Annotated in this window: 14 protein-coding genes; 5 read left to right on the top strand and 9 right to left on the bottom strand. The window is 61.6% G+C overall.

Annotation, left to right across the window (positions count from 1 at the left end; translation table 11 throughout):
* The first annotated feature begins 72 nt into the window (after nt 1-72).
* Nucleotides 73-780, top strand: a complete 708-nt coding sequence (locus CHC01_RS19465) for a Crp/Fnr family transcriptional regulator (protein WP_089265906.1) — start codon at nt 73-75, stop codon at nt 778-780.
* A 5-nt stretch (nt 781-785) separates the two neighbouring features.
* Here CHC01_RS19465 and CHC01_RS19460 read toward each other — a convergent pair whose 3' ends face one another.
* Nucleotides 786-2120 carry an ATP-binding protein gene (locus CHC01_RS19460; protein ID WP_089265905.1) on the bottom strand — a complete coding sequence of 445 codons (1335 nt, stop codon included), beginning with the start codon at nt 2118-2120 and terminating at the stop codon, nt 786-788.
* Nucleotides 2117-2782: a response regulator transcription factor gene (locus tag CHC01_RS19455; RefSeq protein WP_089266246.1), complete on the bottom strand. Its 666-nt coding sequence runs from the start codon at nt 2780-2782 to the stop codon at nt 2117-2119. The genes CHC01_RS19460 and CHC01_RS19455 overlap by 4 nt, the downstream gene beginning before the upstream one ends.
* 366 nt (nt 2783-3148) lie before the next feature.
* Between CHC01_RS19455 and CHC01_RS19450 the strand changes: the two genes are divergently transcribed.
* The 3 genes from CHC01_RS19450 to CHC01_RS19440 all read left to right on the top strand — a co-directional run bounded on the left by CHC01_RS19450 (nt 3149) and on the right by CHC01_RS19440 (nt 8499).
* Nucleotides 3149-5455 (top strand): TonB-dependent receptor, encoded by a 2307-nt coding sequence (locus CHC01_RS19450; RefSeq protein WP_244558430.1) that lies wholly within the window; start codon nt 3149-3151, stop codon nt 5453-5455.
* 166 nt (nt 5456-5621) lie between these two features.
* A complete protein-coding gene (locus tag CHC01_RS19445; RefSeq protein ID WP_089265904.1) occupies nt 5622-6638 on the top strand; it encodes a Fe(3+) ABC transporter substrate-binding protein in 1017 nt (338 codons plus the stop codon).
* Between the two features lie 187 nt (nt 6639-6825).
* Nucleotides 6826-8499 carry an ABC transporter permease gene (locus CHC01_RS19440; protein ID WP_089266244.1) on the top strand — a complete coding sequence of 558 codons (1674 nt, stop codon included), beginning with the start codon at nt 6826-6828 and terminating at the stop codon, nt 8497-8499.
* Nucleotides 8500-8504: 5 nt separating this feature from the next.
* Here CHC01_RS19440 and CHC01_RS19435 read toward each other — a convergent pair whose 3' ends face one another.
* From CHC01_RS19435 to CHC01_RS19425, 3 genes are all read right to left on the bottom strand, one after another.
* Complete coding sequence (locus tag CHC01_RS19435; protein ID WP_089265903.1) at nt 8505-9569, bottom strand: AI-2E family transporter; 1065 nt, start codon at nt 9567-9569, stop codon at nt 8505-8507.
* Between the two features lie 145 nt (nt 9570-9714).
* On the bottom strand, nt 9715-10365 hold the full coding sequence (locus CHC01_RS19430; RefSeq protein ID WP_068728764.1) for a 3-oxoacid CoA-transferase subunit B: 651 nt from the start codon (nt 10363-10365) through the stop codon (nt 9715-9717).
* Between the two features lie 28 nt (nt 10366-10393).
* A complete protein-coding gene (locus CHC01_RS19425) occupies nt 10394-11098 on the bottom strand; it encodes a CoA transferase subunit A (protein ID WP_068728766.1) in 705 nt (234 codons plus the stop codon).
* A 265-nt stretch (nt 11099-11363) separates the two neighbouring features.
* Between CHC01_RS19425 and CHC01_RS19420 the strand changes: the two genes are divergently transcribed.
* Nucleotides 11364-13292, top strand: a complete 1929-nt coding sequence (locus CHC01_RS19420; protein WP_089265902.1) for an AsmA family protein — start codon at nt 11364-11366, stop codon at nt 13290-13292.
* 9 nt (nt 13293-13301) lie between these two features.
* Here the strand turns inward: CHC01_RS19420 and CHC01_RS19415 are convergent, their stop codons facing one another.
* The 4 genes from CHC01_RS19415 to CHC01_RS19400 form a co-directional block, all read right to left on the bottom strand.
* Nucleotides 13302-14117 (bottom strand): ABC transporter permease, encoded by an 816-nt coding sequence (locus tag CHC01_RS19415; RefSeq protein ID WP_089265901.1) that lies wholly within the window; start codon nt 14115-14117, stop codon nt 13302-13304.
* The gene (locus CHC01_RS19410; protein WP_089265900.1) at nt 14117-15028 is read right to left on the bottom strand and encodes an ABC transporter permease; all 912 of its coding nucleotides are present in this window, start codon (nt 15026-15028) and stop codon (nt 14117-14119) included. Before CHC01_RS19410 ends, CHC01_RS19415 begins: the two co-directional genes overlap by 1 nt.
* Nucleotides 15025-16191, bottom strand: a complete 1167-nt coding sequence (locus tag CHC01_RS19405; RefSeq protein ID WP_089265899.1) for an ABC transporter ATP-binding protein — start codon at nt 16189-16191, stop codon at nt 15025-15027. The genes CHC01_RS19410 and CHC01_RS19405 overlap by 4 nt, the downstream gene beginning before the upstream one ends.
* Before the next feature lie 65 nt (nt 16192-16256).
* Nucleotides 16257-18926 (bottom strand): sensor domain-containing protein, encoded by a 2670-nt coding sequence (locus tag CHC01_RS19400; protein ID WP_089265898.1) that lies wholly within the window; start codon nt 18924-18926, stop codon nt 16257-16259.
* Nucleotides 18927-18989 lie beyond the last annotated feature (63 nt).

Raw genomic sequence — 18989 nt, 5'->3', positions numbered from 1 at the left:
CAAACTTCCGCTTGATCGACGCCCGCAATCACGGTCTAGAAGTGGCCGGAACGGGAATTTGACGGAGAACGCATGTCGGCGGTCGACAGCTCCATGGTCGCGCATCTGCCGCTGTTCGAGAGTCTCGGCACCGCAGCCTGCGAGGCGATCCTGCGCGAGGCGCATTCGATCCGCGTCGCGAAGAACAAGGTGATTTTCGAGCAGGGCGAGGACGTCCATTCGTTCTATCTGCTGCTCCATGGCCATATCCGCGCGACCAAGATGACGCCCGCCGGCGAACAGGTGATCGTGCGCTATGTCGCGACCGGCGAGATCTTCGGGATCGGTCAGGCGATGGGACTGACGGCTTATCCGGCAACCGCAACGGCGGTGGATGACAGCGTAGTTCTGGTGTGGCCCACCACGATCTGGACGCGGCTGGTTGCCGACTATCCCGCCCTCGCCGCCAATACGCTCAAGACCGTCGGTGGCCGGTTGCAGGAGGCTCATACGCGCGTGGTCGAGATATCGACCCAGCAGGTCGAGCAGCGCGTTGCTCACGCCCTGCTGCGACTGGCGAACCAATCAGGCCGCAAGACAGCACAAGGCATCGAGATCGATTTCCAGTTGAGTCGTCAGGATATCGCTGAGATGACCGGCGCCACGGTCTTCACCGTGAGCCGCACGCTCAGTACCTGGGAACAGCGCGGGCTGATCGAAAGCAGCCGGCAGCGCATCGTGCTGCGCGAACCCGAGACATTGCGTGCGCTCGCTGATGCCGCTCCAGGTGACGACGCGTAACGCGATTACGCGGCTTCGAACTGCCTGACTTCGTTCGACACGTCTCCGAGTGGGATCGAGACGGCAGCCCTGACGCCCTGAGCATCGTCGCGGTTTGCGATATCGAGGCTGAAGCCGTTACGATCCGCCGCCGTCCGGGCAATCGCCAATCCGAGCCCCGTGCCATCGATATCCATCGGCGCCGCACGGAAGAAGCGATCGTAGAGATACGGCACGGCGGATTCCGGTATTCCGCATCCGCTGTCGATCACCTCGATGACGAAATCCGCGCCTTGGCGCTCAGCCTTGATGCTGACCGCGCCGCCGGCGCGCGTGTAGCGCACCGCATTGTCGAGCAGGTTCGAGACAATCAGCCGGAGATCGGCGGCACGAACATTCAATTCATCACGCGTCCCCGGCTCGATCACGAGTGAGACGCCCTTGGCCTCGGCGATGGACACGAAACCGGACACCACCAGCCGCACGAAGGCCTCCGCATCGACGACTTCGGCTTCGCTTTCGATGCCGGCATCGGCGCGAACCATGGTCATCAACTGGTTGACCGAATAAGAGGCTCTTCGAATCCCGTCGAGTAGATCCTGCGCGATTTCACGCTCAGGCCCATTGAGTTCCCGTGCCCGCAGATTATCGATCTGGATCTGAAGCGCCGCGAGCGGCGTCCGCAATTCATGTGCCGCGTCTGACACGAAGCGGCGCTGTGTCTCCAGCGCGGTCTGATGTCGCTCGATCAGCGAATTCATGGCTGCCACCAGCGGAGCGACTTCGACCGGAACGCCTGTCAAGCTGAGCGCGCCCTTCGCATCTGCGCTTCGCTGGCCGATATCAGCCGATAGTGTTCCAAGCCCGGACAACACACGTTTCACGGCCCACCAGATCATCAGCCACGCAATCGGGATGGCGGCGATCAATGGCACCGCCGCCCCCGCCGCCGCATAGGCGGCCACTTCCTCGCGCGCACTCCAGCGCTGCGCGACCTGGATCGCATGCGTCGCGTCGCGCGACCTGAACACGCGCCAGCGCTCTCCACCCGCGGTCACGTCGGCATAGCCGAGTTCCGACTGAAACGGGATATCGACCGAAGGGCCTGAACGGTGAATGGGCTGTTTCGACTGATCCCAGATCTGGATCACCAACTGGTCTTCCAGCTCGGCATCGATCCGCGGCTCGATATCATGCCGGAACACCATGCCCGCCGTAAGCGCAACCTCGTGAAGAGCGTTGTCCTGAAAGCTGTTCACCTCGTATTTGACGAAATAATAGGACGTGACGGCCGCAGCAACGCCGACCAAGATCAGCAGTCCCGTGACGTAAGTCATCACGGTCTTTCGCAACGACGTCATGCGCCCTCCTTGGTCACCATCCAGCCCGCACCGCGGACATTGCGGACAATATCCTTGTCAAATTTCTTGCGCAGTCCGTGGATCAACACGTCGACTGCGTTGCTCTGGACTTCCTCGCCCCAACCGTAGATCCGGCTCTCGATCTGGCTGCGCGACAGGATCTGCCCGGGCCGCTCCATCAAGGCCTGCAGCACTGCAAATTCGCGCACCGACAGCAGATGCTTGATATCGCGGAACGTCGCCACCTGCGTCGATGGATCCAGCGTGATCTCCGCGGAGGTCATGAGCGATACCACGCGGCCATTGGCGCGGCGCGTGACTGCGCGTATGCGCGCGAGCAGTACCGGCAGTTCAAACGGCTTGACGATGTAATCGTCTGCGCCGAGATCGAGGCCCGCCACCATATCGGACACGCCATCCCGCGCGGTGATGATAAGGGCCGGCGTGGTCATGCCTGCTTTTCTTTTCGCCTTGAGCACGTCCAGGCCGGACATCTTGGGCAGGCCAATGTCGATCAGAGCGACCGCATATTCCGACCGGTCCATCGCGGCGAAGCCATCGCGGCCATTGCGCGCCCAGTCGACGCTCATGCCATTCTCGCTCAGGCCGCGCACCAGCGCCTTGCCGAACATGGCATCGTCTTCGATCAGTAGAACGCGCATCATTCAATCTCGTGCCTGCGGGACATTCGGAAAGCCAGTCAGTCAGACAACATCGGAGGCATCCCGATATTCCCTTATCCCAGGTGTCGGTGACTGCGGCGCCTACGCGCATTGCAGCGCTTGTCCAGTGACCAATCGTTTGGCGCAGGCTAGCCGCCGCTCCTCGTTTAGAACGATTACAAATTATCTAGACGCCATTGGTGCGTAGATCACACACCTTGGGCATATCCCTCGAAGTTCGATTTATTCTAAACGCCATCTAATTCGCGCCTAATACTCCGAATTGCAGATGTGTCCAAGTGTTTCCGAGGAAGCACAAGGACCGCCGGCATTTGCATGAGCGGAGAATATTTCAGGGGCGTAGTAATGACTTCCAGGACTTCTATCGGGGAGCGCGGCACGGCGGCGCGCAAAGCTTTTCTGATTTCGACGAGCGCGGCAGCCATGATCGCGACGGGATTTTGCATCGCAGAGCCAGCCATCGCACAAAGCGCGAATTCCGGCGCGTCGACATTGCCGCCGGTGCAAGTGGATGCTCCCAGCGCGCCGCGCGTCCGCCGCGCCCAGCCGCAGCGCACCGCATCCGGCCGCGTCGCCCGGACGCGCCCCGTTACGCCGCAGCCGGTTCGCCAGCCGCCGGTCGTTAACAATCAGGACGCCCGCACCGGTCAGGTCGGCTACATCACGCAAAGCATCTCGAGCGGTACCAAGACCAACACACCGCTCATCAATGTGCCGCAGTCGGTATCGGTGCTGACCAAGGATTTCATCAAGGATCAGGCTTTCACATCGATCGGCGAGGCCGTCCGTTATGTCCCCGGCGTCATCTATCATCAGGGCGAGTCGCATCGCGACGACCTTGTGATCCGCGGTCAGCGCAGCAATGCCGACTTCTACACCAACGGCATTCGCGACGACGTGCAGTATTTCCGCGACTTCTATAACCTCCAGCGCCTCGAGGTACTCAAGGGACCGAATGCGATGATCTTCGGCCGCGGCGGCGGCGGCGGCGTGGTCAATCGCGTTCTCAAGGAAGCCGATGGCACGACCGTCCGCGAAGTGACCGTGGGTGGCAGCTCCTATCCAGGTGGCCGCACCTCTGTCGATATCGGCCAGGCCGTGACCCAGGACCTCGCAGTACGCTTCAACGCCTTTTACGAGAACACCGACAGCTATCGCGACTTCGTCAATCTCGAACGTTACGGCTTCAATCCAACAGTCACCTTTGCGCCGAACGACACAACAAAGGTCAAGCTCAGCTACGAATATCTGCACGACAACCGCACCGTCGACCGCGGCATTCCCTCGCAGCTCCGCCCCGGCGGCGCGCTACCGCAATTCGCCTACAACACCGCCTCTTCGACCTATTTTGGCAATCCAAATGCGAGCTACGCAGTTGCCGACGTCAACATCGCCAATGCCGTGATCGAGCATGATTTCGAGAACGGACTGACGGTAAAGAACTCATCGCAATTCGCGGACTACCGGAAATTCTATCAAAACGTCTATCCGGGCGGCGCGGTGAACATCGCCGGTACCTCGATCAATCTCAGCGCCTATAACAACGAGACCGATCGCCAGAATCTGTTTAACCAGACGGACTTCACCTACCGCGTGAACACCGGCCCGGTCCGCCACACCGTAGTGTTCGGCGGCGAAGTCGGCAATCAGAGCGGCCTTGCTTTCCGGAATAGCGGCTATTTCAACGGCGACACGACGCAGACCAGCCTACCTGTAGATCCCCGAAGCCCGACGCGTATTTCCCCCGTCGCCTTCCGGAACACCGCGACAGACGCCAACAACACCTACAATCTGAACCTCGGCGCCCTCTATGTTCAGGACCAGATCGAGATTACCCGCTATCTGCAGCTGATCGGCGGCCTGCGCTTCGATCACTTCGATCTGTCGTCGCGCGATCGCCGTACCGGCGCGATCCAGACCCGTACCGACGACCTTGTATCGCCGCGCGCCGGCATAATCGTGAAGCCGGTCGACAACGTCTCGGTCTATTACAGCTATGCAGTATCCTACTTGCCGAGCTCGGGTGACCAGTTCAGCACGCTCTCACCAGGCCTCGTGATCGCCGAGCCTGAGAAGTTCGTGAACAACGAAGTCGGATTGAAGTGGGATATTCATCCGCGCCTGCAATTCGCTACTGCAGTCTACGACCTGAACCGGACCAACCAGCGTCTGGCTGATCCGAACAATGCTGGCTTCTTCATCACAAGCGGCGCCACCAAGACCCGCGGCTTCGAAGCCTCATTGGCCGGTTACATCACCGATGCGTGGCAGGTGACGGGTGGCTACGCCTATACGGACGCCCAGATCACAGGTGCGAACTCGACGACAGTACTGCCCGGCAACCGCGTTGGGCTCGTGCCGCTCAATACCTTCTCGCTGTGGAACAAGTACCAGTTCACCCCGCAATGGGCCGCGGCCGTCGGTGTGATCCACTACACCAATTTCTATGCGTCATCCGACAACAGCGTCCTGCTTCCAGAATGGACCCGTGTCGACATGGCCGTGTTCTTCAAGCTGAACGAGATGTGGCGCGCACAGCTGAACATCGAGAACCTGTTCGATCGTGGTTATTTCGCCACGGCTGACGGCAACAACAACATTACGCCCGGCTCGCCGCGCGTGTTCAGACTGTCGGCAACAGCCAATTTCTGAGACTAAGCATCGCGGGCCGCAGGTAAGCCATTGCTTATCTGCGGCCCACTTTCGAATCTGGAATCAATCTAATCTTTTGTCACGCGACGTTCAGTCACTGACATTCGAACGCCCACTGCGCTACTCCACCTGACATTGTCGATATGCCCCTTGCAGGAGCCATTTCATGATCAAGCACCACGCCCTCGCCACCGCCGTCCTCTTCGCCGCCCTTGGCTCATCCGCACTGCAGGCGGCCGAAGAAGTCAATGTCTATACCTATCGCGAGACCAAGCTCGTGCAGCCGATCTTCGAGGCCTTCACCAAGGACACCGGCGTGAAGGTCAATGTGATCTCGGCGAGCTCGGGCCTCGAGCAACGCATGAAGGCCGAAGGCGCCAACAGCCCGGCGGACGTGCTGCTGACGGTAGATATCGGCCGCATCGACGAGGCCGTGCAGGCGGGCGTGACGCAGCCGATGAAATCCGAGGTGATCGAGAAGGTCGTGCCGGCGCAATATCGCGATCCCGACGGCCACTGGGCCGGCATCTCGATGCGCGCCCGCGTGATCTATGCGTCGAAGGATCGCGTCAAGCAGGACGCCATCACCTATGAGGAACTGGCCGATCCGAAGTGGAAGGGCAAGATCTGCATTCGCTCCGGCCAGCACATCTACAATAACGGCCTGTTCGCCGCCTATGTCGCCAAGCACGGCGAGGCCAAGGCCGAAGAATGGCTGCGCGGCGTCAAGGCCAATCTGGCACAGAAGCCCTCGGGCGGCGACCGCGAGACCGCGCGAGATGTGGCAGCCGGTAAATGCGATCTCGGTATCGGCAACACCTATTACTGGGCGCTGATGATGAATGCCGATCCCGACAAGAAGCCGTGGGCGGAAGCCACCAAAGTGATCCTGCCGACCTTCGAAGGCGGCGGCACCCATGTGAACCTGTCCGGCGTGCTGCTTGCCAAACATGCGCCGAACAAGGCCAATGCCATGAAGCTGATCGAATGGCTCGCCGGCGAGCATGCCCAGCAGGTCTATGCCGACGCCAATTACGAATATCCCGTGCGCGCCGGCATCACGATCAATCCGACCATCGCGGGCTATGGCAAGCTCAATGCCGACCCGATGCCCATCGCCAAGATTGCCGCCAACCGCAAAGCCGCGTCGACGCTGGTGGACAAGGTCGGGTTTGATAATTGAGCCCGGCTATTGCTCCGTAGGCTGCGATGATGCACAGCCTATCAGTATGTTGTCCCCGCCCTGTGTGCCTGCAGCGCACACGGGGCGGGGACCCATACGCACCGAACTCTCGGTAGGGCGCTGTGGCTACGGCAATTTCTGACTTACTTCTCCTTGGGGTATGGATCCCCGCCTTCGCGGGGATGACATGCGGAGAGTGCCCACGTGGGCATGCACGCCCGTGAGGCCTTCGCGCACCGAAGCGCTCGCGATTCTCGTCGCAGTTGCCACCGCGCTCCTTGTGGCTGCGCCTGTCATCAGCATCGCGCTACTGGCGCTGCAGCCGGAGCCTGAGCTTTGGCAGCATCTGATCGCCTATGTGTTGCCGCAGGCGCTGCGCGACACTGCAGCCCTCCTGATCGGCGTCGGTATCGTTACGCTCGCGGTCGGTGCCGGCACCGCATGGCTGGTCTCTGCGCATGATTTCCCCGGCCGCACGCTCATGCTCTGGCTCTTGCCGCTGCCGCTCGCGATTCCGACCTATCTCGCCGCTTACGTCTATGTGGACCTGTTCGAGCCACTGGGTCTCGTCCATCGCGCATTGGCAACGGCAATGTCGTTGCCAGATGCCATCAAGTGGCTGCCGGGCCTGCGTTCGTTGCCCGGCGGCATCTTCGTGATCGGCATCGTGTTGTATCCCTACGTCTATCTCTCTGCCCGCGCGATGTTCCAGCATCGCAGCGCCGATTTTGCTGAAGCCGCGAAGATACTCGGTGCCGATCGCTGGACGACGTTCCGCCGGGTCTCGCTACCGATGGCGCGCCCCGCCCTTGCTGTAGGCCTCGCACTGGTATCGCTGGAAACGCTGAACGATATCGGCGCCAGCGAATATCTGGGCATTCGCACGCTCACCGTCTCGGTTTTCACGACCTGGCTCAACCGCGGCAGCCTTGCAGGTGCTGCGCAGCTGTCATTGTTCATGCTGGCCATCGTCGCGGTGCTGATCACCATCGAGCGCTTCGGCCGCCGCGAAGGCAGCGTGGAATTCTCTTCGGAGAATCCGAGACTGGCACCGCGCACGCCTTTGACGGGTGCACGCGGATGGCTTGCTTTCACCGCCTGTCTCCTCCCTGCCCTGCTCGGCTTCGTCGTGCCCTTGCTCTATCTACTGCGTGAAAGCCTGCGTCGCGGTCTGCTGTCGATGGAAACGACAGTTTGGCGCGATGCCGGCCACACCATTGCGCTGGCCGCCATTGCCACGGGAGCCGCGCTGCTTCTCGGGCTCGTGGTGATCGTCGCTCAGCGCTGGCGTGCTTCGCGGCTGATCAACCTGTCGGTCGCTGTCGCCCAGACCGGCTATGCGCTGCCCGGAACGGTGCTGGCGCTGGGTCTGCTGACGCCGGTGCTGTTCATCGACAATGGATTCAGCAAGCTCGCCGGATGGCTCAGTCTCGCTTCGCCCGGGCTTGTCATGGTCGGCTCCGGCGCCGCCGTGGTGATCGCCTATGTGATCCGGTTCCTGGCGGTGCCGACCGGTTTCATCAAGGCCGGCTTCGAGCACATCCCCGTCGATTACGACGACAGCGCCCGCGCCGCCGGCGCACCGGCAGTCACCACGCTGCGCGTGATTCAACTGCCGCTATTGCGTCCGGCATTGTTCGGCGCCGTCATCGTGGTCTTTGTCGATTGTCTGAAGGAGCTGCCGGCCACGTTGCTGCTGCGACCGCTCAATGTCGAAACGCTGGCAACTTCGATCTATCAACATGCGAGCCGTGGCAGCTTTGAAGAAGGCGCCCTGGCCGCACTTCTCATCGTCGCCGCGAGCATCGGCCCCGTGGTCTGGCTGACACGTTTTGCAGATGTGCCTCAGGGGCCGGTGTAACGCGCTTACGCGATCGGGACCTGACCGCTTTTGCGTGACTCCGCAAAGATCGCCCAGCCGGCAACAAACATTGCAGCAATCACCGGACCGACGACGAAGCCATTGAGGCCCAGCGCATCGATGCCCCCGAGCGTCGCGATCAGCACCAGATAGTCCGGCAGCTTCGTGTCCTTGCCGACCAGCATCGGGCGCAGGATGTTGTCGACCAGACCGATGACGAGAAATCCATAGGCGATCAGGATCACACCCTGAACGACCGAGCCCGTCGCCAGCAGATAGAGCGCGACCGGCATCCAGACGAGGCCAGCCCCCACCGCGGGCAACAGCGACAGAAACGCCATCAGCACCGCCCACAGCAACGCAGCATTGATGCCAAGGATCCAGAAGATCAGCCCGCCGAGCGCGCCCTGTGCCAGCGCCACCAGAATGCCGCCCTTCACCGTGGCCCGGATCACCACCGTGAACTTCTCCATCAGATCATCGCGCAACTCCGGCCGCAGCGGGATCGCATTCTTCACACGCTGCGACAACGCCTCGCCATCCTTGAACAGGAAGAACAGCAGGTAGAGCATGATGCCGAGATTGATGATGAAGTCGAACGTGCTCTGACCGATGTTCAGCGCCTGCGATGCAAAGTACTGACTGCCTTTGACGAGGCCCTCAGTCAGCTTGTCCTGCATGCCGCCAAGATTGGCAACGCCGAAGCGATCCAGCAGTCCCCTCGCCCATTGCGGGACGGCATCGAGTATCTGCTGCAGAAACGTGCCGAGATTGAACTGACCCGACTTCATCTTGCCGACAACGACAGCCGCTTCCTGCGCCAGCGATGCGCCAACCAATGTCAGCGGCAAGATCACGATCAGCACGATCAATCCCACGGTGAGCAAGGCGGCCGAGTTTGGATGCTTCGGCATCCGGCGCTCCAGTCGCCGATGCATCGGCGCGAACATGATCGCGATGACGACGCCCCACAGGATCGCGCTGTAGAACGAGCTCATGATCCAGCCGAAGGCCAACGTGACCACGACGATCAGAAGCAGGAAGAAACGGTCTTCGAGACTGGCGCGCATGTCGGCTTCCTAGAGCATGACCCGGAAAAGTGGCAACCGGTTTTCCGAACGATCATGCTCAACTAAAGAGATGAAAAGGCAGATACTAACACGAATGCCCGGCACGGGGCCGGGCATCATGTCAACGTTCGGAGCGCGCAATCGTTCAGGTGTTGGTCAGCGCGACCCGAAATTCAGCTTCGGTATTGGCCTTCACCTCATCGAGCGTCACGCCATCGGCGAGTTCGATCAGGGCCATGCCATCGTTGCCGTGCTTGTCGATGGTGAACACTGCCAGATCGGTCACGACCATGTCGACGACGCGCTCGCCGGTCAGCGGCAGGTTGCAGCTCTTCAGCAGCTTGGCGCCGTCCTTGGCCGAATGCTCCATCACCACGACGACGCGCTTGACGCCGGCGACGAGGTCCATCGCGCCGCCCATGCCCTTCACCATCTTGCCTGGGATCATCCAGTTGGCGAGATCGCCATTCTGGGCGACCTGCATGGCGCCGAGGATCGACAGATCGATATGGCCGCCACGGACCATGCCGAACGAATCCGCCGACGAGAAATAGCTGGTCTCCGGCAGTTCGGTGACGGTCTGCTTGCCGGCATTGATGAGGTCCGGATCTTCGTCGCCCTCATAGGGGAAAGGACCCATGCCGAGCATGCCGTTCTCGCTCTGCAGCTGAACGTCCACGCCTTCGGGAATGTAGTTCGACACCAGCGTCGGAATACCGATGCCGAGATTGACGTAATATCCGTCGCGCAGTTCCTTAGCCGCGCGCGCTGCCATTTGATCACGGGTCCAAGCCATCGTTCTCTCCTGTTTTTGCTTTTGGCGGTTACGCGGGACGCTGACGCGAGGTGACTTTTTCGATCCGCTTCTTGCCGGTACCGACCTCGACAATGCGCTTCACAAAAATGCCGGGGGTGTGAATGTGATCCGGATCGATCTCGCCGGCCGGCACCAGATGCTCGACTTCGGCAATGGTGATCTTGGCGGCGGTCGCCATCATCGGGTTAAAGTTGCGGGCGGTCTTGCGATAGACGAGGTTGCCGGCGGTATCGCCCTTCCAGGCGTGCACGATGGCAATGTCGGCAAACAGACCACGCTCGAGCATGTAGGTCTCGCCGTTGAATTCCATGGTCGGCTTGCCTTCCGAGATCAGCGTGCCGACGCCGGTCTTGGTGTAAAAGCCGGGAATGCCGGCGCCGCCGGCGCGGATGCGCTCGGCCAGCGTGCCCTGCGGGGAGAATTCGAGTTCCAGTTCGCCGGCCAGATACTGCTGGGCGAACAGCTTGTTCTCGCCGACATAGGACGAGATCATCTTCTTGATCTGGCGGGTTTCCAGCAGGCGCGACAGGCCGATGCCGTCAACGCCGGCGTTATTGGACACCACGGTGAGGTCCTTGACCCCGGAATCGCGCAATGCGTCCGACAGGTCCTCGGCAATGCCGCACAGGCCGAAGCCGCCGGACATGATCATCATGCCGTCCTTGAGAATGCCGTCGAGTGCCGATTTGGCGTCGGGGTAGACCTTGTTCATGGGAATCGACCTGATGCAGGAATGCGCTGAGAACCCAGCGGGCGCGGGCGGCTATGTCGTGGATTATTAGGCGGAAACTCCGCGGCAGGTCAATCGCGGGGGACTGCGACCCCATCACCCCCGCTATGGCCTTGAAAGCGTCAAGAAAACCCTTCAAATTGAGGACCTTGGACGTGGGCGCACATGGATGCCGCCCCGCTATGTGTGACCACCAACCAACCCGGATAGTTCATTGACGAGTGCCCAAGGAATAAGACGCCTGGGGATGCCGATTGCGGCGCTCCTGGGTGTTGCAGTGATCGGGCTGTTCGCCATGTCGTGGCTGCTCAACCGCGATACGCTGCGTCATGCCGTGGAGGCCCAGATCCGGGCCGTGACCGGGCTGGACTTCGTCGTCAACGGCGCGGTGGATGTCTCGGTCTTTCCGGGGAGCTATGTCTCGTTTCACGATGTTGGCCTGAAAGGTGGCGGGTCGATCGATCCCGCTTTGACGGTCGACGTGTTGACGGCCAATCTGCGGCTGTTGCCGCTGCTGCTGCAGCGGTTCGAGATCGCCGACATGATGATGCTGCGGCCACGTATCCGCGTGATCCGCGAGGCCTCCGGCGAAAGCAACTGGACTCCATTTATCGAGTCCATCGCCCGCACCATGAGGCCGGGCGCTGAACAGCCACTATCCTTCTCCGAGATCCGCATCCAGGACGGCGTGCTGCACTATCAGGACCCGCACAACACCGAGCGTCTCGGCGACATCGACCTCTCACTGGCCTGGCCCTCGATCTCACGCTCATTCGCTGCAACCGGCCAGTTCGACTGGCGCGGCGAGCGCATCGACGGCAGCCTCAGCGTCAGCGACTTCATTGCCGCACTGTCCGGTGAGCGCTCCGGCGTAAAGGCACGCATCGCCGGTGTGCCGATCAAGCTGGCATTCGACGGCACCGTCGCCAACAAGGCCAGTCTGGTCATGGAAGGCACGCTGACTGCTGACAGCCTGTCGCTGCGCAATGCGCTGCGCTGGGTCGGTCAGGCGCCCCCCGGCTCTGGCGGTTTCGGCCGCTTTGCCCTGAAAGCGCGCGCCAGCCTGGTCGGCCCGTCGATCGCGCTGACCAACGTCAATGTCGAACTCGACGGCAACAGCGCCGAAGGCGTCATGACCTACAGCAACACCGGCCGTCAGACGCTGCAGGCGACGCTGGCTGCCGGCGCGCTCGACTTCACGCCCTATGTGTCCACCGTGCGACTTCTGGCCTCCGGCGCCCGTGACTGGAACCGGCAGTTGTTCGATCTGAACGCGCTGTCCACCACGGATCTCGACATGCGCCTGTCGGCCGCCAAGGTCACAGTGGGGTCCTCAGTGCTCGGCCGCACCGCGCTCGGCGCCAATCTGCGCGGCGGTACACTGGCGCTGTCGGTGGGTGAGGCACAGATGTATGGCGGCATCGTCCGTGGTTCGTTCAATGTTGCCCATTCCGATGCCGTGGCCGATGTGAAGGCCCAGTTCCAGTTCAGCGATGTCGATCTGCAGGCCTGTGCCAGCGATCTGTTCGGCGTCAACAAACTCACCGGACGCGGCAATCTCAGCATGATGCTGGAGGCCTCGGGCTCATCGCCCTTCGGTCTCGCGCAATCGCTTGACGGCAACGCAACGCTGACCGGTCATGACGGCGCCATCAGCGGCTTCAACGTCGAACAGCTTTTGAAAAGACTGGAGCGACGTCCGCTGTCCGGCGCCGGCAATTTCCGCTCGGGTTCGACGCCGTTCAACACGCTCAACATGTCCGTGAAATTCAACGACGGCATCGCTACCGCGCAGGATATCCGGATCGATGGTCCCGCTGCGAAACTGACGCTGACCGGTACCGCGTCGGTGCCGGCGCGCGAATATGATTTCAAGGGCATTGCCAGTCTCAATCCGGCAACCAACGGCACCGGCGGCTTCGAGTTGCCTTTCGTGATCCAGGGCCCATGGGACGATCCGCTGATCTTCCCAGATCCGGAAAGCCTGATCCGTCGTTCGCCGGGCGCGGCGCCTTTGCTGGATGCAGTGAAGGATCGCAAGACCCGCGACGCCGTACGCTCGGTGATCGAGCGCTTTACGGGTGTGCCCAAACAGGCGCCGGTAGCAGAGCCGGATAAGCCCGCCGATGCACCTGCGGCGGCAGCGCCTGCGGATGCAGCACCAAAGGCGAACTAACTTTTTGCCCTACAACGGCGCGGCGCTTTCGCCCCGGGCGCTCGATAGTTTCGACACCAGCGATGCCAGCACGATGACTACGGCGATGAAGCCGACGATCAGCGTGCAGATGGCATTGATCTCCGGCTTCACGCCGAGACGCACCTCCGAATAGATCCGGATCGGCAGCGTCGCCGAACCTGGCCCTGTCGTGAAGCTGGCGATGACGAGGTCGTCGAGCGACAGCGTGAGGGCCAGCATCCAGCCCGCTGCAATGGCCGGCCAGATCAGCGGCAACGTGACGGCTATAAATGCGCGGAGCGGATCGCGGCCGAGATCCATCGCCGCTTCCTCGAGGCTGCGATCAATCCCCGCGAGGCGCGATTGCACCACGACGGCGACGAAGCACATGGTGAGTGTGGTGTGGGCGATAGTCACCGTGACAAAGCCGCGCCCGGCATCAAGCGCCACGAACAGCAGCAGCAGCGACAGGCCGGTAATCACCTCGGGCATCACCAGCGGCGCATAGAGCATCCCGGACATCAGCATTCGGCCGCGAAATCCCGCACCACGCGTCAACGCTATCGCGGCCAAAGTGCCGAGCAGCGTTGCCAGTGTTGCCGACACGACACCCACACGGAGACTCATCCAGGCAGCATCGAGCATCGCACGGTCGTTGAAGAATTCGGTGTACCAGCGTGTCGACCAACCGCCCCACACCGTCACCAGCCGCGAGGCGTTGAACGAGTAGATGACAAGAATGACGATCGGCAGATAGAGAAACGCCAGGCCAAGCACCAGCGACGTGACATTGAAGCGCGACAGGCGGAGCGGATGCACGGCCATCAGCGCGCCTCCAACTGCCGGCGCTGCAGCCGGTCATAGACCAATAACGGGATCAACAGCAGTCCAAGCAACACGATGGCAGTGGCAGAGGCGACCGGCCAATCCTTGTTGGTGAAGAATTCGAGCCACAGCGTCTGGCCGATCATCAATGAATTCGATCCGGCGAGCAGATCGGGAATGACGAATTCGCCCATGATCGGAATGAAGCACAGCAGTGCACCGGCGCCGACGCCGCGCAGGGACAAGGGAACCGTCACCAGCCAGAAGGCGTCGATGCGCGAGACGCCGAGATCGGCGGCGGCCTCGATCAGCGACGGGTCCTGCTTCGCCAGCGTGGCATAGAGCGGCAGGATCATGAAAGGCAGATAGGAATAGACGATGCCGAGATACATCGCACTGTCGGTGGAGAGCCACACGATTGGCGTCGATACGACGTGCAGCGCAAGAAGGACCTTATTGAGCAAGCCGTCATGCTGCAGGATGTTGATCCAGGCATAGATGCGGATCAGGAACGAGGTCCAGAACGGCACGATCACCAGCATCATCGCAATGCCCTGCCAGCGTCGCGGCAAACGCGCCATGCCATAGGCGATGGGATAACCGACCGCGAGCAAGATCAAGGTCGACACGACGGCGACGAGGACGCTGCGCAGATAGGATGCGAGATAGAGATTGTCCGAAACGAGCAGCCGGAAATTATCCAGCGACAGCGCCGCAAACGAGGCCTTTAGCCCGGCGATTCCTTCGGACAGACCAAACACCGGCAGATAAGGCGGCTGCGCAATCGCTGTCTGCGACAGGCTGATCTTCAGCACGAAACCGAACGGCACCAGAAAGAACAGCATCATCCAGACATAGGGCGGGATGGCAGCGAGCCGCGCCGGCGCCGTGAAGATGCGGCGCGCGCTCATTGAACCAGCACCACGCAATCATCGGGGGCAAACCATGCCGCAACGCGCTCGCCGATCGAATAGGCATCGACATCGAGCCGCGCCGTATTGGCGAGAGCGACCCGCAATGTGGCTCCACGGTCGAGCTTCACTTTGTAGAGCGAGCGACCGCCGAGATAGCCGACGTCGGAAATGACACCCTCAAGGCTGTTCATGGCGCCGCTATTGACGAGGTCCGTTGCCGGCCCGCGACGCGACAACCGGATCTTCTCCGGGCGGATCGCAACGCAGATGACCGCGTCGCCGACAGGTTGTCGCGGCTCGATCGCAAACAGGGTTCCTACATCGCGGCCTGCAATGGTCAGGCGATGACTGTCACGGTGCGTGATCCCGCCCTCGATGATGTTGATGTCGCCGACGAACTCCGCGATCCAGCGCGATGCGGGCGCCTCATAAAGCTGTCGCGGTGTCGCTACCTGTTGCAGGCGACCGTCATTCATGACGCCGATACGGTCGGCCATGGTCATCGCCTCCTCCTGATCGTGGGTGACGATCACAAAGGTGGTGCCGAGCTGGCGCTGCAGCGCCATCAATTCGACCTGGGTTTCCTCGCGCAGCTTCTTGTCGAGAGCTGCCAGCGGCTCATCGAGCAGCAACAATTGCGGATGCCGCGCCAGCGCCCGGGCGAGCGCCACGCGTTGTTTCTGGCCGCCCGATAATTGATCCGGCCGGCGTTTCTCCAGTCCCTGGAGCTTGACCAGCGCCACCATCTCGGCAACCCGCGTATCGATGCCGAGACGCGTCAAGCCAGCGCTCTTGAGACCGAAACCGATATTGTCGCGCACGTTGAGATGCGGAAACAGCGCATAGTTCTGGAACATCATGTTGACGGGCCGCTGATGCGGCAAGACCGCGGCGATATCCTCGCCGTTCAACTCGATCTTGCCCGTGTCCGGCGCTTCGAAACCTGCCAGCATGCGCAGTAACGTGGTCTTGCCACAGCCGCTCGGGCCGAGCAGCGCGAAGAATTCACCGGCCTTGATGTCCAAAGAGAGATTGTCCACTGCGCTATGCGCGCCGAATTTTTTGGTGACGCCGTCGATCCGCAGCAAGGGCGTGGGATAGGCGATGACCGGCGCATCGCTGGCCGCCGGATCCGCGACTGTCGCAGTGAGATTCGTCATAACCGCAAGCTAGCCGCGGAACGCCGCGGGCTCAACAACATCAGCACTTCGCAACGGCCTGTCGCTCAACCGACCATGCGCGCGGCGGGCGCAGCGGCGGCAATCCGTCCGACCAGCGCGGCATATTGCGCAATCGGGGCAGGACGCCCGATGAAGTAGCCTTGTACGCCGTCGCAGCCTTCGCTGGCGAGGAAGCAGAGTTGCTCGTGGGTCTCGACGCCTTCCGCAACGATCGCGACGTCGAGGCCATGGCCCAGCCCGATGACCGCGCGCACGATGGCGGCGGACTGCGGATTGAGCCCCAGATTGATCACGAAAGCGCGGTCGATCTTGATCTTGTCGAACGGGAATGCCTGCAGATAGGTCAACGAGGAATAGCCGGAGCCGAAGTCGTCCATAGAGATGCGCACGCCGAGCGCCTTCAACCGCCGCAGCAACGCGACGCCGCGATCGAAATCCTCGATCAGCACACCCTCGGTGATTTCCAGCTCAAGGCGACCGGGCTGCAGGCCGGTTTCGAGCAGGATCGAATGCACGAGGCCGACGAGATCACCATGCATGAACTGCGCGGGCGACAGATTGACCGCGATCTGCAGCGGGACCGGCCACGAGGCGGCCTCAAGGCAGGCCTGGCGCAGGATCCACTCACCCATCTCAACGATCAGGCCACTTTCTTCGGCCAACGGAATGAAGTCTCCGGGCGGCACGAAACCGCGCGTCGGATGAATCCACCGCGCCAGTGCCTCGAAGCCCGTAATGTCGGCATCGACGACGGTCTGGCCGGCGCGTGCCTGGGGCTGGTAGTGCAGCGACAATTCGCCATTGCGGATCGCGGCCGAGAGGTCCTGATGCAGCACGCGGCGATCGCGCAGTTGCTGGTCCATTTGCGGCTCGAAGATGCTGATCGAACCGCGCGACTGCGACTTGGCACGGAACAGCGCCGCGCCGGAATTCGCCAGCAACGCGGCCGGGTCATGGCCATCGCGCGGGAACAGCGAAATGCCTGTGGTGACGCCTGTACGCACCGACTTGCCGTCGATCGGGAATTCCTCCGCAAGGGCCGCGGCGATCCGCTCTGCGATCAACAGCCCAGCCGCGGGCTGCGCGCCGTCGATGATTACGCCGAACTCGTCACCGCCGAGCCGCGCCACAACGCCGCCGCCTACGGCTGAATCGATGCGACGCGACACTTCGACCAGCAGCTTGTCGCCGATGGCATGGCCGAAGACATCGTTGACCTCCTTCAGGCCGTCGAGATCGATCGACAGCACGGCGAATTCCTCGGAGGTTTCGCCGCAGGCATCGATCATCTGCGACAGAGCCTGCAAAAAGGCCGGGCGGTTCGGCAGATCGGTCAGGCCGTCGTGATAGGCCATATGCGCCATCCGCGCCTCGGTCTGGCGGCGGTCGGTGACATCTTCGTGGGTCTTGATCAGATATTGCGGCTCGCCTGCTTCGTCGAGCACTGTGACCCGCCGGGTCAGGAACAGCCGCAATCCGTCGCGCGTGCTGATCGGATGCTCTTCCGCAATCGGTGTTCGGCCCCTGATCGCGGCCTGATCCCGGCTGACGATCAGCTTCGCTTCTTCCGGGCGAAGCATTTCGGGAACGGTCAGACCGATAGCGTCTTCGCGCTTGCGACCCAAAATGACCTCTGCGCCGCGGTTGGCGAACAGATAACGACCGGTGCTGATCTGTTGCACCATCAGCGACACAGGAATGTTGTCGAGCACGGTCTCAAGGAATTTCTTGGCGTTCTCCAGTTCCTTGGACAGCGACTTGCGGTCGGTCACATCCTCGAACAGCGCAATCAGAAATGCCGGCTCATTGCGTTCGTTAAAGGCAATCACGCGATTGCTATCCAGCGTGCGGAGGTCTGAGCCAATCTCCACATTGAACTCGCTGCGACACTGACTGCGCGTTTCCACTGCCAGGGCATCGGCTTCGGCAATCGCTTTCGCAGACTGTGCGGAGAATATCTGATCCGGTCGCTTGCCGACGATCTTATCGCGCGAGAGCCGAGAGAAGGTCTCGAAAGCCCGGTTGGCGAAGATGTAGCGGCCATCGTCAATGGTCTTGGCCGCGACGCAGATCGGGACGTGATCAAGGACAGATTCGAGGAATTGCTTGGTGGTCGCAAGCTCGCGCTGCAGGAAACGCTGCTCGGTGCAGTCCTCATGAATGCCAATGGCGCCGCCATTGGGAAGCCGGCTGAACTTGACGTGAACGGATTGCCCGCCGGGCATTTCGGCAATGTACTCGCCGGCGGAAACAGTCTGCTCGTAGAAGCTCTGGGTGGTCAGATCGAGCTTGCCACGCTGGCGGCGTAACTCACGCAATCCCGGACCGGTAATATCCTTGGTGATGTCGGCGCGGGTCAGGTCGTAGATCTCAAGATAGCGATCGTTGCAAAACACGACCCGCTTCTGGTCGTCGAGCATCACGATGCCTTGGCCGAGATGATTGAGGGCAGAACCGACAAACGCATTGCGACGCTGCTGCTCGCGACGCACATTTCGCAGCGCCGAGGCGACCCACAGCACAATGGCGGCGAGAAATGCCAGCGCGACAAATCCACCGATGAGGATCTGCCAGATCATTTGCGGGTCGAGTTCACTGATATAATGAACCGCCGGGGATTCTGCGTGGGCTCCGGCAATGCTGCCGAGAAGGCACGCGACTGCGATGACGGACACTGCCGCCTTGCTGTCTGATCGCCCGATCTTGCCAGTCATTACACACCCGCGTATTCGCAGCGTGAGTGTTTGGTTACAGGTATGTGGATCAGGTAAATGCGT

Source organism: Tardiphaga sp. OK246 (assembly GCF_900188215.1).
GTDB classification, from domain to species: Bacteria; Pseudomonadota; Alphaproteobacteria; order Rhizobiales; family Xanthobacteraceae; genus Tardiphaga; species Tardiphaga robiniae.
This window is presented reverse-complemented; position numbering and strand designations above follow the sequence as displayed.